General features: G+C 68.7%; 9 protein-coding genes. 3 read left to right on the top strand and 6 right to left on the bottom strand.

The features are described from left to right. The first annotated feature begins 69 nt into the window (after window positions 1–69). From recC to recD, 3 genes are read left to right on the top strand one after another with little or no spacing between them, the layout of a single operon-like run. Window positions 70–3456, top strand: coding sequence for an exodeoxyribonuclease V subunit gamma (recC, locus tag OH799_RS10315; protein WP_406278469.1), 3387 nt, complete (start codon window positions 70–72; stop codon window positions 3454–3456). Further along, the gene (locus tag OH799_RS10310) at window positions 3414–6893 is read left to right on the top strand and encodes a UvrD-helicase domain-containing protein (RefSeq protein WP_406278466.1); all 3480 of its coding nucleotides are present in this window, start codon (window positions 3414–3416) and stop codon (window positions 6891–6893) included. The genes recC and OH799_RS10310 overlap by 43 nt, the downstream gene beginning before the upstream one ends. Further along, complete coding sequence (recD, locus tag OH799_RS10305; RefSeq protein ID WP_406278463.1) at window positions 6890–8794, top strand: exodeoxyribonuclease V subunit alpha; 1905 nt, start codon at window positions 6890–6892, stop codon at window positions 8792–8794. Before OH799_RS10310 ends, recD begins: the two co-directional genes overlap by 4 nt. Before the next feature lie 1083 nt (window positions 8795–9877). Here the strand turns inward: recD and OH799_RS10300 are convergent. The 6 genes from OH799_RS10300 to OH799_RS10275 all read right to left on the bottom strand — a co-directional run bounded on the left by OH799_RS10300 (window position 9878) and on the right by OH799_RS10275 (window position 13947). Beyond that, entirely contained in the window at window positions 9878–10234 is a 357-nt protein-coding gene (locus OH799_RS10300; protein WP_357261730.1) for a nitroreductase/quinone reductase family protein, read from the bottom strand. Between the two features lie 297 nt (window positions 10235–10531). Continuing rightward, window positions 10532–11470, bottom strand: coding sequence for an undecaprenyl-diphosphate phosphatase (locus OH799_RS10295; RefSeq protein WP_406278459.1), 939 nt, complete (start codon window positions 11468–11470; stop codon window positions 10532–10534). Between the two features lie 151 nt (window positions 11471–11621). Then, complete coding sequence (locus tag OH799_RS10290) at window positions 11622–12548, bottom strand: SDR family NAD(P)-dependent oxidoreductase (protein ID WP_406278456.1); 927 nt, start codon at window positions 12546–12548, stop codon at window positions 11622–11624. Next, window positions 12545–13216 (bottom strand): TetR/AcrR family transcriptional regulator, encoded by a 672-nt coding sequence (locus OH799_RS10285; RefSeq protein ID WP_406278453.1) that lies wholly within the window; start codon window positions 13214–13216, stop codon window positions 12545–12547. The genes OH799_RS10290 and OH799_RS10285 overlap by 4 nt, the downstream gene beginning before the upstream one ends. Window positions 13217–13392: 176 nt before the next feature. Next, window positions 13393–13767 carry a TetR/AcrR family transcriptional regulator C-terminal domain-containing protein gene (locus tag OH799_RS10280; RefSeq protein WP_406281967.1) on the bottom strand — a complete coding sequence of 125 codons (375 nt, stop codon included), beginning with the start codon at window positions 13765–13767 and terminating at the stop codon, window positions 13393–13395. Between the two features lie 9 nt (window positions 13768–13776). Next, the gene (locus OH799_RS10275) at window positions 13777–13947 is read right to left on the bottom strand and encodes a hypothetical protein (protein WP_406278450.1); all 171 of its coding nucleotides are present in this window, start codon (window positions 13945–13947) and stop codon (window positions 13777–13779) included. Window positions 13948–13952: the final 5 nt, after the last annotated feature.

Raw genomic sequence — 13952 nt, 5'->3', positions numbered from 1 at the left:
AGGGCCGCGCCATCCCCGAGTAACCAGGGAGCCGCGAACGCAGTCCGACACATCGACCGAGAGGCGCAGATGCCGCTGCACATCCACCGTGCCGAGCGCGCCGACGTCCTTGCCGAGGCGCTCGCCGGTGCGCTGACGACGCCGCAGGCGGACCCGTTCGCGGCCGAGGTGGTGGCGGTGCCCGCGAAAGGTGTGGAGCGATGGCTGACGCAGACGCTGTCGGCGGTGCTCGGGGCCGCCCACGCGGCGGACGGTATCTGTGCGAATATTGCCTTCCCGTCCCCGGCCGCGCTGGTCTCGGAAGTGCTCGCCGCGGCGAGTGGGGTGCGCCCCACTGATGATCCGTGGGCGCAGGAGCGGGTGGTGTGGAGCCTGCTGCGGGTGATCGATGCTTCGCTGTCCGAACCATGGTGCGCCGTACTGGCCAGGCATCTCGGCGCGCAGGACGCCTCGGCTCCCGATCACCGCCTCGGCAGGCGGTACGCCACCGCGGCTCACCTGGGCGCGCTGTTCGACAGCTACGGCTCGCAGCGTCCGGAGATGCTCACCGCATGGGCGGCGGGCCTGGATGCCGATGGCGCGGGCGGTGAGGTGCCCGACGACCTGCGCTGGCAGCCGATGCTGTGGCGCGGGCTGCGCGCCGAGATCGGGGCGCCGAGTCCGGCCGAGCGGCTGGATGCCGCTTGCGCGCGGCTGCGCGCGGAACCGGGTCTGGTGACGCTGCCGCCCCGGCTGTCGCTGTTCGGCGTGACCCGGCTACCCAGTGACCAGCTCGCGGTGCTGTCAGCGCTGGCAGGAGGCCGCGAGATCCATCTGTGGTTGGCGCATCCGAGCCCGGCCATGTGGTCGCGCCTGGACCGGACGTCCGCGGTGCGGAAGCGCGCCGACGATTGCACCGCGACAGCGGTGGCGCATCCGCTGCTTGCGGGACTGGCCCGCGACGTCCGGGAACTCCAGCAGCGGTTGGCCGAACTCGCCGCAACGGGCACCGATACTTACCATCCCTCGAAGGAAGGCACTCCTCGTTCGGCGGAAGTTATTGCGCTGGAGGAGGATTCGCCGCCCACGACATTGCTGCGCGCGTTACAGGCGGGGATCCGGGATGATCGCCGGCCGTCGGCGGCCGGCAAGGTCGGCGCCGACGGCACCGTGCAGGTGCACGCGTGTCACGGTCCCGCGCGGCAGGTCGAGGTGTTGCGGGACTGCCTGCTGGGACTGTTCGCCGCCGACGAGACTCTGGAGCCGCGAGATGTGCTCGTCATGTGTCCCGAGGTGGAGGCATACGCGCCGCTGGTGCGGGCCGCGTTCGGGCAGCGCATGCCGGGACCGTCCGAGTGGCAAGATGATTCAGAGCATCCGGCGCATCGGCTGCGGGTGCGCCTCGCCGATCGCGGACGCGGCGTGACCAACCCGTTGCTCGCGGTGATCGGCGTCCTGCTCGAGCTGGCCGACGGCCGGGTGACCGTCACCCAGGTGCTCGACCTTGCAGCCGCCGAAACAGTCCGGCGCCGTTGCGGATTCGATGACGAGGACATCGAGCGGCTGCGCGAGTGGGCGGCCGAATCGGGCGCGCGGTGGGGGATCGGGCAGCGCCAGCGGCAAGCGTTCGGGTTGGCCGACTTCGCTCAGAACACACTCAACAGCGCGGTGGATCGGATCCTGCTCGGCGTCACGGCGGGCGAAACCTCCGACGACTGGCTGGATCTCGTGCTTCCGCTGGACGACGTGGACAGCAACGACGTCGACCTGGCCGGACGCTTCGCCGAGTTCATCGATCGGCTGGCCGTGTGCCTGCGCGACCTACGTGGTCCCCGCCCGGCGCACGAGTGGGCCGCGGTGCTCGGCCGCGCGCTCGACCTGCTGACGGATGTGGCGGACGCCCAGGCCTGGGTGCGTACGGAGGCCAGGCAGGAGATCGCCGCCGCCACCGACCACGCGGGCGAGGTGCCATTGCGGCTGGCCGATGTCGCGGTGCTGCTGCGTTCGCGGCTCGCGGCGCGGCCGACCCGGGCCAACTTTCGTACCGGCGAGCTGACCGTGTGCACGATGGTACCGATGCGGTCGGTGCCGCACCGGGTGGTGGTGCTGCTCGGACTGGACGACGACGTGTTCCCGCGCGCGGGCGGTGTCGTCGGCGACGACGTGCTCGCCCGGGAACCGCTGCTCGGGGAACGGGATCCGCGCAGCGAGGACCGGCAGCTGCTGCTGGATGCGGTCCTCGCGGCGCGCGACACGCTGCTGGTGCTCCACACCGGCGCGGACCCGGTCAGCGGTGCACACCGCCCGCCCGCGATCCCGGTCGCCGAGCTGCTGGACGCGCTGCGGGCCCATGTGGGCGCCGCGGCGATGGGCGCGGTGGTCACCCGGCATCCGTTGCAGCCCTTCGACTTTCGCAATTTCCGTGCCGAGCGGCCGTTCAGCTTCGACACCGTGGCGTTGGCCGCTGCGCACGCGGCCGGCCGGCCCGCGCACGCGCGCCCCCCATTCCTCGCGGCGCCGCTGCCCGCGCCGGAGGCGGCGGATGTCGCACTGGCAGATCTGATCGCGTTCGTCGAGCATCCGGTGCGCGCGTTCCTGTGGCAGCGGCTCGGCCTGCGGGTCCCCGAGCACGAGGAGGACATCGCCGACCGGCTGCCCATCGAACTCGACGGCTTGGCGAAGTGGGAGCTGGGCGAGCGCCTCCTGGCGGCCCGTCTGACCGGCGCCGACCCGGCCGGGTTGCGCGCGGCGGAGTGGCGGCGCGGTACGCTGCCGCCCTTCGGTTTCGGCGCCGCCGTTCTCGACGAGGTCGAGCACATCGTAGACCGGCTGGTCCGCGCTTCGCAGGCCGACTACGCGGGTACTCCGCGAGCCGTGGACGTGGTGGTGGATCTGGGCAAGGGCCGCAGGCTCACCGGCACTGTGCCCGAGGTGCGCGGTGACACCCTGGTCCGTACAACCTTCTCCCGCTTGGCCCCGAAACATCGCGTCGGTGCGTGGGTTTCGCTTCTCGCCCTCACCGTCACCCAGGATCGGTCCTGGCGTGCGGTGAGCACCGGCCGCGGCCGATTCGGCCGCCCCACATGGCGTTGCGAGCTCACCGCACCCGATGCGCCCGTGGCCAGGGAGATCCTGCGGGAGCTTGTCACCATGCGTGAACTGGGACTGACCGAGCCGCTGCCCATCGCGCCCGCCGCCACCGCGGTCTATGCCGAACGCCGATTCCGCGGCGCGAGTATCCACGACGCCGTCGCCGCGGCGGTACGCGAATTCGACGGCGGCCCCAACGGTCCCGGCCCGTTCGGCGATCACACCGACCGCCACCTGCGCTACGTGTGGGGTCCGGATCCGCGCCTCGACGACCTGATGGCCGCGCCCGCTCCCGCGGGCGAGCCCGGCGAGGCCACCCGCTTCGGCGCGCTGGCGCGACGGATGTGGGCTCCGCTGCTCGGCGCGGAAAGCCAGGGGCAGCCGTGAACGGCCACGGCGCGGTCCGTGACCATCCGTTCGGCACAGCCCGGCGTGCCGAGCTCGGCACGCCGGGATTCGACGCCACCGATCCGTTCCAGCTGTGTGGTCCGCTGCCGACGGGGACGACCGTGCTGGAGGCCAGCGCGGGCACCGGCAAGACGCACGCCATCGTGGGTCTGGCCGTACGGTACGTCGCCGAAGCCGGCATCGACGTGTCGCAGCTGCTGCTCGTGACGTTCAGCCGGGCGGCGACACAGGAGCTGCGGGAACGCACGCGCGACCGGTTCGTCGCCGTCGCGGCGGGGCTGACGGATCCGGAATCGGCGCGAGCACACGCCGACGACTTGGTTCGATATCTGGCGCGAGCCGACGACGACGAGGTGCGACTGCGGCGGCGTCGGTTGCTGACAGCGCTTTCGGATTTCGACGCGGGCACCATCGCCACCACCCACAGCTTCTGCCAGCGCATGCTCGACGAACTAGGTCTCGCGGGAGAACACGATCCCGGCTCCCGGCTGGTGGAGACCGTGGACGATCTCGTCGGCACTGTCGCCGACGATCTGTACCTCAACCGCTACGCCCGCGCCGAACCGCGGTTCTCTCTGAAAGAGGCGCGCACCCTGGCGTTGGCCGCGGTGCGGGACCGGCACGCCGTGCTCGTTCCGGACGACGGGTCCGCGGCGGGTGAGCGGGTGGCATTCGCGCGCGCGGTGCGCGCGGAGACCGAGCGTCGCAAACGGTTGGCCGGCCTGCGCGACTTCGACGACCTGCTGGTCTTGCTGCACGACGTGCTCGCCGATCCCGAGCACGGCCCGCGCGCTTGCCGCCGCATTCGCGCGCGGTACCGCGTCGCCCTCGTCGACGAGTTCCAGGACACCGACCCGCTGCAGTGGGACATCCTGCGCAGGTCCTTCCACGGGCACGCCACTCTGGTGCTGGTCGGCGACCCGAAGCAGGCGATCTACGCTTTCCGCGGCGCCGAGGTACTCAGCTACCTGGACGCGGTCGCGCACGCCGACACTCGCATGGAACTCACCACCAACTGGCGCAGTGACGCGGGACTGCTTGCCGCGCTGGACCACCTGCACGGCGGCGCGGCTTTGGGGCACCCGGAGATCACTGTGCACCCGGTTGCCGCGACCAGGCCGTGGTCGCGTCTGTCCGGCCCCGGGGAGCTGACCACCCCGATGCGGGTGCGGTGCCTGCCGCGGACCGGCGCGGGTCCGCTGAACAAGTCCGGCTTCCCGACAGTGGGCCGGATGCGGTCCGCGGTTGCCGCCGATCTGGCCGCCGACATCGTCCGCCTACTCGAATCCGGTGTCCTGCTCGACGCGAAAGCTGAACCCGTTGTCGCCGCCGATGCCAGCCGGCTCCCGACGCCCGGCCCCGCGGTGTGCACGCCGGTAGGGCCCGGCGATATCGCGGTCCTGGTGCGGACCCGGTCACAGGTCGATGTGGTACGCGCCGCGCTGGACCGGGTCGGTGTCGCTTCCGTGCTCGCCGGCGGCACCAGCGTCTTCGCGACCAGCGGCGCGACCGACTGGCTGTGGCTGCTGCGGGCGCTGGAACAGCCGCACCGCGGCGACCGGGTGCGGCTTGCCGCGTGCACGCCGCTGCTCGGTGTCACGGCGGCCGAGATCGATAGTGGTGGCGCCGACCTGGTCGGTCGAATCAGCGCACAACTGCGAGACGCGGCGCGGGTGTTCGCCCGTGCGGGTTTCGCCACCGTCTTCGAGAAGCTCTCCGCCGAAGCGCGTCTCGCGCAGCGGCTGCTCGCCATCGAGAACGGGGAACGCCAGCTCACCGACCTGCGCCACCTCGCGCAGCTGCTCGATCAGGTCGCGGTCACCGAGGGACTCGGGCTGACCGCGCTGACCAGGTGGCTGGCCGACCGGGTGCGTGATCCCGCCTCCGGCGCCGTGGCCGATCGCAGTCGCAGGCTCGACCGCGACGCCGCTGCCGTGCAGATCGCGACCGTGCACGCCAGTAAAGGGCTCGAGTTCCCCGTCGTCTATGTGCCTTTCGCGTGGGACAGCGCGAAGAACCCGTATCCGGCGACGCTGCTGTTCCACGCCGACGACGGTGCGCGCGTACTGGACGTGGGTGGTCCGGACGCCCCGGGATACGCTGAACGCAAAGGGCGCTGCGAATCCGAGGAGGCGGGGGAGGAGCTTCGGCTGCTGTACGTTGCGCTGACCAGGGCCATGTGCCAGATCGTCGCCTGGTGGGCGCCCGCGATCAGCACAGCGGCCTCTCCGCTGCACCGGATGGTGTTCGGGCGGCCGGAGGGCGGCGCCGCGGTGCCTGCCCGCGCCGCGGTCCCGGCGGATACCGTTGCGGCGTCGACCCTTTCGGCATGGGCGGCGAGCGCACCGGAGGCGATCGCGGTGACGGCGGTGGCGGGTGCCGACGATATCGCGATCCGGCGAGTTCGCACCGAGCCCGCAACCGGCGAGCTGGCGGTCGCCCGGTTCGACCGAGCCTTGGACCAGCAGTGGCGGCGCACCTCGTATTCGGCACTGACCGCCTCCGCGCACGGACCCGCCGCGCCGGAGGTCGACAGCGAACCTGAGGAAGCCATAGGCGTCGCCGATGAGCCCACCGGCACCCCACTGGCCGCCGAATCCAAGCCTGAGCAGGCGGGCATCGCCTCGTTGATGAACGCGCTGCCGTATGGCGCGGAGTTCGGCACCCTCGTGCACGGCGTGCTGGAGCGCATCGACACCGACACCGCGGACCTCGACACCGAGGTGCGCGACCGGTGCCGCGAGGCCGTGACCGAACTGATGGCCGAGGCGGACCCGGAGCTGCTCGCCACTGCGCTGCTCGCCGTGCTGCGCACTCCGCTCGATCGCGGCTGTCTTTCTGACATTCCCTGCCGCGACCGGCTCAACGAGCTGGAGTTCGAACTGCCGCTGGCGGGCGGCGACCGGCCCGGCGGCGCCGCGGCGACGCTGCGGCGAATCGCCGACCTGGTGCGCGCCCACTTGCCGCCGGACGATGACCTGTTCGAATACGCGGACCATCTGGCGGCGCTGGAGGACATTCCGCTGCGCGGGTACCTGACCGGCAGCATCGACGCTGTCCTGCGCGTCACGGACGGCACGGACCCGCGCTTCGTCATCGTCGACTACAAGACCAATCGGCTCGGCACCGGAGACCTCACCGTCGCGCACTACACCCGCGATCGCATGGCCGGCGAGATGCTGCGGTCCCACTATCCGTTGCAGGCGCTGTTGTATTCCGTTGCCCTGCATCGGTATCTGCGCTGGCGACTGCCAGGCTACGACCCGGCCCGCCACCTCGGCGGCGCGCGATACCTGTTCGTGCGCGGCATGATCGGACCGCGAACGCCCGCGGGTTGTGGTGTCTTCGACTGGAACCCGCCTGTCGATTTGATCGTCGCGCTGTCGGCGTTGCTGGCAGGAGAGGACGGGCGATGACCTCGATTCAGCTGGCGCAGCGGGGGACCGGTCTGTTGCGCATGTTCAACGAGGCGGGCGTGTTGTCGGCCGCCGACGTGCATGTCGCGCTCAGGTTGGGCAGGTTGGGCGGGGAGTCGTCCGAGCAGGTGCTGTTCGTCGCGGCGCTGGCCGTGCGCGCGGTGCGGTCCGGGTCGGTGTGCCTCGAGCTGCACCGGATGCGGGAGATCGGCGTCGACGCCGACGAAACCTGGGACGCCGGAATCGATCCGGCGACGCTGCCGTGGCCGGATATCGCCGCGGTGGTGGCCGCGGTGCGGGTCAGCCCGCTGGTGCGCGGCGGACCGGCGGGGCCGCTGCGGCCGTTGCGACTGGTCGAATCGCAGAGCGCGGACGACTCCGGGCCACTGCTCTACCTGGATCGTTATTACCAACAGGAGCAGACCATCCGTCGGGTGCTCACCGAACGGTCCGGCAATCACCCGGTGGTCGATCAGGAGATCGTGCGCCGGGAACTGGACCGTTTGTTCGAGACGCCGACCGGTGCGACGCCCGACCGCCAGCGTCTGGCGGCCGTGTTGGCCGCGACGCATTGGACCACCGTGGTCGCGGGGGGCCCCGGCACCGGCAAGACCCACACCATCGCGCGGATCATCGCGTTGCTGGACGCACATCGCAAGGCCACCCCGAAGTTGCCCGCCCTGCGCATCGCGCTGGCCGCCCCGACCGGCAAGGCGGCGGCTCGCCTGCAGGAAGCCGTGCGTGAGCAGGCCGAATCGCTCGGGCTGCCCGAGCTCACCGCCGCCACCCTGCACCGGCTGCTCGGTTGGCAGCGCGGTCGCACCACCCGGTTCAAGCACCACGAGTTCAACCGGCTGCCGTACGACGTGATCGTCGTGGACGAGACATCGATGGTGTCGCTGACCATGATGAGCAGGCTGCTGGCCGCGCTGCGCCCCGACACCCGGCTGGTCCTGGTCGGCGACCCGGACCAGCTCGCCTCGGTCGACGCGGGCGCCGTGCTCGCCGACCTGGTCGCCGGACCTGTCGCGGGCGCTCCGAATCCAGTGCTCGAGGAGATCATCGGCCCGGAATCGACTGCGCCCGAAGATCATCCGGAAGGATTGACCGCGCTGGAGCGGATCCGTCTGCGTGGCGGCATCGTCCGGTTGACCCGCGGACGAAGGTTCGGCGGCCGGATCGCGGATCTCGCCGTCGCCGTACGGGCCGGCGACGCCGACACCGCGCTCGGACTGTTACGTGCGGGCGGTACCGAACTGTCGCTGAGCGCGTCCGACGACATGGCCGCAGTCCGCGCCGACGTCGCGCGGGCCGCTCACGCGGTCACGGCCGCGGCGCTCGACGGAGACGCAGCCGGCGCGCTCACCGCCCTCGAATCGCACCGGCTGCTGTGTGCGCACCGTCAGGGCCCCTTCGGCGTCGAACGCTGGGACGGCATGGCCGCCGAGTGGGCCGCCGCCGCGGGAGCGGGGCCCGACTCGCATCAGGCGCCGTGGTATCCCGGCCAGCCGTTGCTGGTCACCGCGAACGATCACGAGGCCCGCATCTACAACGGCGACACCGGCGTCGTCGTTCGAATGCCCGACGGCTCGCTCCGTGCCGCACTGCAACGCGGCAGTGAACCGTACCTGGTCCACCCCACGCAGTTTCCCGCGGTGGTGACAGTGTTCGCGATGACCATCCACCGCAGCCAGGGCAGCCAGTACGACACCGTCTCGGTCGTGCTGCCAGAGCCTGAATCGACCTTGCTCACCAGGGAACTGCTCTACACCGCGATCACCCGTGCCCGCCGCCATGTGCGGATCATCGGGACCGACGAATCGGTCCGCGCGGGCATCGCGCGTCGAGTGCTGCGCGCCAGTGGACTGTCGCGCCGGGATGGGGGACCGGGCGCTCGATGACGGAAGCACCTTCGCGATGCTGTTGCTCGCCACGATGCCCGCGCGCCCGGTCCGGGTCCCCTATCCCATCGAAGCCACGACGCCGCGCTCGTCACCCGCAGCAGCCCGGGATGCTCGCCGTCCCCGCGCGGCTGGACGCCGCCGCGCGACAGATCGACGAGTACTTGCAGGCGCCGGAACGCATTTCGGTTTTCGCTGAATCCGCGGCTGTCGGCAGAACATGTCGCTGATTCGGAGGTGTCGGCATGAACCAGTGAAGGGAGCGAACCGCTGCGGACAGTCGCAACTCTCGGCGGCACTGTCGGACGGGCTCCCACGTGACGGTCGATCAGCGATCTACGCAACGTTAGCCAGCTCGCCTGAGCATTCGGTCTTCGATGGTCTGGGTTTCGTTGTGAACGTGGCTGCTTGGGGCCGAGCCCATTCGGGAGTTAGGTCGAGAACTGGGATTTTCCGCCGGTTCAACGCGCGAGAAGCGCAGGGGTGCAACCAGTGATCCGGGTGCGAACAGGAAGAAGGGACGCTCGCTGTTTTATTGCCCGGCCGAGGCAAAGAGCAGATGGCTGCACCGATTCGGCAATTCCCTATGCGGAGAGGTACATTCGTCTTGTCAACCATTGAGCGATCGGTTGGTAGGCGCGAATACCCCCGAACGAGCCCCGAACCGACACGAATCGGTCCGGGGCTCGATTGGTATGTGCGACCCTGCATTCCACGACCGATCGCCAACGCACGCCTCGCAGTGGCGTTGTTCCTGAAATGCGTGACCCACCCGGCATTGTTACATCGTCCGGGCGGGTCACCTCCCCGTTGCCGAGCGGACGCAGCCACGTCCGAGCGCGCAGCGATCGTACGCAATGGTGAGGACCTATGCGACGGCGCGAGAACGAGATCAGCGAGCTCCAGCGAGACCTACAACCGGAGATATGCGCTGATCACGGAGATACATCTGGGAAAAGGTGAGGTGATCCCGTGGTTTCGTCGGGCAGCGCACCACCTCGGCGACAATGGCCGCACGAGATCGACATTGCCGATGTGAGCTGGGTGAACTCGTATACTGCTGAGCCAGGGCGGGAATTCAGGTCAGCTCGCCTCGTCGAGCCGCACTTTCACCATGACACGGCCGCGTTCGTCGCGTCGTGCCACGGCATGTCCGCGCCGATCGGCACCATTCAAATGCAGCGTGATCGGACCGCCCTCATCGAGGAAGTTTCGCCACCAGCTCTTTGTGTCCGGCAGGGCGACTCCGATGAGGAGCTCGTTGCCCTTTCGCCGGTAGTTCACGGGCGTGCTGAATGTCCGCCCGGACCGCCGCCCCACATACGTGATCACCACGAACCCCTTGCCCATCAAAGGCCCGAGCACCGGAACCTCGAGGAGGGCGACCACCCCGGTATTGAATCCTCGCGCGACGCGCCCCAGCCCCGTTTTCAGCCCCACGATGTTCTCCTGGTCAGCAAGCGGAAGTATCCGAACACCACCACCCTAACCCGCCGCAGCGGTAGCCTACCTCGGTCTCGGTGTCAGCCTCGGTCGACTGCGCAGTGACCGACGTTCGGCTCGCGCGGCATCGTGCTCGGCATGAGCGCGCATAGTTCGAGGATGAGTACGGCGTGACATCAATTTCGCGGCGCGGCATCAGTCGGGAGTTGAAAGGTGATGCCAGTGGAAGCGGCCGTGCCCCGTTGCTCAGCCACACCACGCAATGGTCGAGTTCGGCCTGCACCGGACGAGACCTCAGCTGAATCGGACAATCGAGAGCAGCCCGGCGACGAGGCAGTAAACCGCGAACGGCAGCAGCGTGCGGGTGTGGAAGTACCGCTCCAGGAACCGCACTGCCAGCCACGACGACACCCCGGACACGATGGCGCCGACCAGCACCGGTCCTCGGATGCCGTCGGTCTTCGGCCCGACCAGTTCCGGTATTTCCAGTACCCCCGCGCCCAGAATCGCCGGAGTGGCAAGCAGGAAGGCGAATTTGGCGGCGTGCTCGCGTTCGAGACCACGCCACAAACCACCGACCATGGTCAGACCCGCCCGGCTGAACCCGGTCAGCAGCGCGCCGACTTGGGCGAACCCGATGCCGATGGCATCCACGGCCCCCAGGGCGGCCAGTGGCCGGTCGGATTGGCGGCCCGTTTCGGCTTCGGCGGGGAGAACGCATTCGCGTGCCTCCCGTCGGGCGAACCGTCGCCCGTATTCCGCCAGTGACGGCTCGTTGCGTCGGCGCAGTCCCTCACCGACGATCAGCACGACACCGTTCAGGGTCAGGAAAATGCTGGCGTATGCCGGCGCCGCGAACAGCGCGTGCAGCGGATGTTCCAGCAACGGCCCGAGCACACCGACCGGGACGGTGGCGATCACGATCAGCCACGCGAGCCGCTGGGGAACAGTGTCGAGGCGCCTGGTTCGCAGCGTGGTGATGAAACCGGCGCCGATGGCACACCAGTCGCGCCAGTAGTAGCCGAGCAGCGCCATTGCCGTCGCCACGTGCAACGCGACCACGAACGCCAGATACGGTGTGCCCGTGATGGACTCGCTCTGGACGGCCAACTTCTTCCAATCGTCGCCGAGCCATGCGGCAACCAACACGGAGTGCCCGAGGCTCGAGATCGGGAACAGTTCGGTGACACCCTGCACCGCGCCGATGACAGTCGCTTGAAAGTAGGTGAGCATCGTGACGAGTCTCGCATGCGCGCAACGGAAATGCCGAAGGGCCTTTTCGCGACCAGGTATGCCCGAACGCCTTTTCTCTCATTGACTTTCGTCGAATTCACCGGTGCGCGGTGCCTCGGTTCGAACTGATGACTTGCCATGCCGCATCAGTTCACGCCAGAGTGGCGGACTGTCCTACGAGCTTGTTGCTCGTAGTCCACAGGTCGGTTGCTTTCTTTCGGTCGTAGGAGTCCGCAGAGGACGCGATTCGGCGTCGACCGGAGAAGTAGCGGCCGGTGATTCCTTCGAGCTCAGGGTCCAGGATGAGTCGTGCCAGCGCTGTTGCGGAGCGGCGTGGTGTGTGTATGTTCAGGCCGGGGACCACGGTGAGGCTGGGGAGCAGGTTTCGCCAAGCCCATCCTTGGATGCCTCGATAGTCCCGACCCAGGCCGGTGCCGGGCATCAAGCCGGGATCGAAGGCGTTGCTCGTGATCGCTGGATACGGTCCGGTATCGAGTTGCCGGGCGAGTTCGTAGGCAGTGAGGACGTTGCAGAGTTTGGACGTGGTATATCGGCGTCGACCCGACGGGCCGGTGCCCTCGGTGTCAGTCGCAGTCGGATGGGCAAGGTCGGCCGCTGTGGTGTACTCGGGTGCGGGCATGCCGGTCGGTTTGGTGGGATCATGGGTATCACTCGCGACAAACACCACCCGACCGGGCGTGGCCATCTGCGGTAATAGCCTGCGCACGAGCAGCAGGTGTGCGAGGTGGTTGACAGCGAATGTCTCTTCGAAACCGTCGACAGTCGATCTTGTGCCGGACACGATTTGAATTCCGGCATTACAGACAATCGCATGCAGTGGTGGCAGCCCGTTCGTCGAGAATTTGTCGGCGAATCCGCGAACGGTATCGAGCGATGCGAGGTCGAGTTGTAGACCGCTGGCGTCGGATCCGAGTCGACGAGCGGTGTCTTCGACCGTCGTAGCATTGCGGCCGGTAATGACCACGCACCAGCCTCGATCAGCCCGAAGGATTGCTTCGGCGGTGCGGTAGCCCAAACTGCCGGTGCCGCCGGTGATCAGTACGGTGCGTGCGGTCATCGGCTCTCCTGTGCTGATACGGTTTTCGCTTTCCGTGCGCGGTCGAGTGCGGCGGGCGCCAGGGCGAGCAGTGCCGTCAGGAGGTCGCTGTACATCTGGTGTAGGTCGACCTCGTCGGGTTCGAGTTGGCTGGCGAAAAAACAACCGTCGGAAAAGGCGACCGCGAACCGCGCCAACTCGACTGCCGCATCGCACGCGATCTCCGGTGCGGCAAGATCGCCGAGCAAACCAGCGATGCCCTCGGAGAAGTAATTCTTGGCGCGCTCACGCACCCGCCGAACGAAATCACCCGCAACCTCGTCTGCGCCGGCCTCCAGCGCCAGGAGGTAGAACAGGCGCAGGAAAAGCGGATGCTCGCCGACGGCCGCGGCGCCAAGTCGCTGGACTGTCGCCGCGCGCTGCTGATGATCGCCGGTCAGCTCACTCCAGCGGGGCAAGGCGGCGAACCAGCGGGCAGCGCCACGCTCCATTACCGACGCCAGTAACCCTTCTTTGCTGCCGAAGTGCCAGTACAACGAAGTCGGCGCCACGCCGGCTGCCTTGCAGATAGCCGACACAGGCGTGCCCGCATAGCCTTTCTCGCCCATCAGCTGTTCCGCTACATCGAGTAGCTGGTCTCTGGACTGCAAACCATTCCGGCCTGACGGTGCGGCGGAACTTCTAGACATACCGCAACTGTAGTGATCGTTACATACAGAGTCAACGCCGCACTTCGTCCAACGGCATGAGCTATCGGGAAGACGACCTCAGGCAGCATTCGCCGCAAGTTGAGATCGCGGCCGAGGAAGCAGGCGATGTCGCGCTGCAGTGCTGCCGCCGCTGGGCGTGGCGTCGGGCAAGCGTTCTACGCCTTCAGGTGATGTCCGACTTGGGCTGCGAGTCCATCGAGTAGGTAGTCCAGCCCTTTGGTGAAGCTGCCGTCCCAATCGTCGTCGTAGAGGTAGCCGTTGGTAGCGAGGGTTGGGTACAGGTCGCGTTCCGCTTGGAGTTTTTGCTGCCCTATCTGCCGTTCGGCGTCGGTGATCCGCAGGACGGTTTGCGAGGCCGCGGATCCCATGACGTGGTTGTAGAGCGCCCACGTCGCCGCGGACAGGGCGGGTCCCCGGAACCCGGCGTGTAGCAGGGTTGATTGGAGCAGTTCCATTCCGGCCAGGAAGTTGGGACCGATGGCGGGTCGCCGTCGTGCCGGAACTGCGGCGGCCCACGGATGACGGAGCAGCGCGGTGCGTCAACCGGACAGCACCGCGACGATGTGCGTGCGCCAATCGGCGGTCCGGGTGTGGTCGGGCGGGTCGCCGAAGATGGCATCGACGGCGAGATCGATCACGTCGTCCTTCGTGTCGACGTGCCAGTACAGCGATGGCGCACGCACGTCGAGGCGGTCGGCGAGTCGGCGCATGGTCC

Origin of the sequence: Nocardia sp. NBC_00881 (assembly GCF_045207455.1) — a bacterium.
Taxonomy (GTDB): domain Bacteria; phylum Actinomycetota; class Actinomycetes; order Mycobacteriales; family Mycobacteriaceae; genus Nocardia.
The sequence above is the reverse complement of the archived record's forward strand: the minus strand, read 5'-3'. Positions and strand labels throughout refer to the sequence as shown.

Bases quoted from the DNA above. Each gene is read 5' to 3' on its own strand.
- recC (WP_406278469.1), top strand. From the start codon at position 70: ATGCCGCTGCACATCCACCGTGCCGAGCGCGCCGACGTCCTTGCCGAG.
- recD (WP_406278463.1), top strand. From the start codon at position 6,890: ATGACCTCGATTCAGCTGGCGCAGCGGGGGACCGGTCTGTTGCGCATG.
- OH799_RS10295 (WP_406278459.1), bottom strand. From the start codon at position 11,470: ATGCTCACCTACTTTCAAGCGACTGTCATCGGCGCGGTGCAGGGTGTC.
- OH799_RS10290 (WP_406278456.1), bottom strand. From the start codon at position 12,548: ATGACCGCACGCACCGTACTGATCACCGGCGGCACCGGCAGTTTGGGC.
- OH799_RS10285 (WP_406278453.1), bottom strand. From the start codon at position 13,216: ATGTCTAGAAGTTCCGCCGCACCGTCAGGCCGGAATGGTTTGCAGTCC.
- OH799_RS10275 (WP_406278450.1), bottom strand. From the start codon at position 13,947: ATGCGCCGACTCGCCGACCGCCTCGACGTGCGTGCGCCATCGCTGTAC.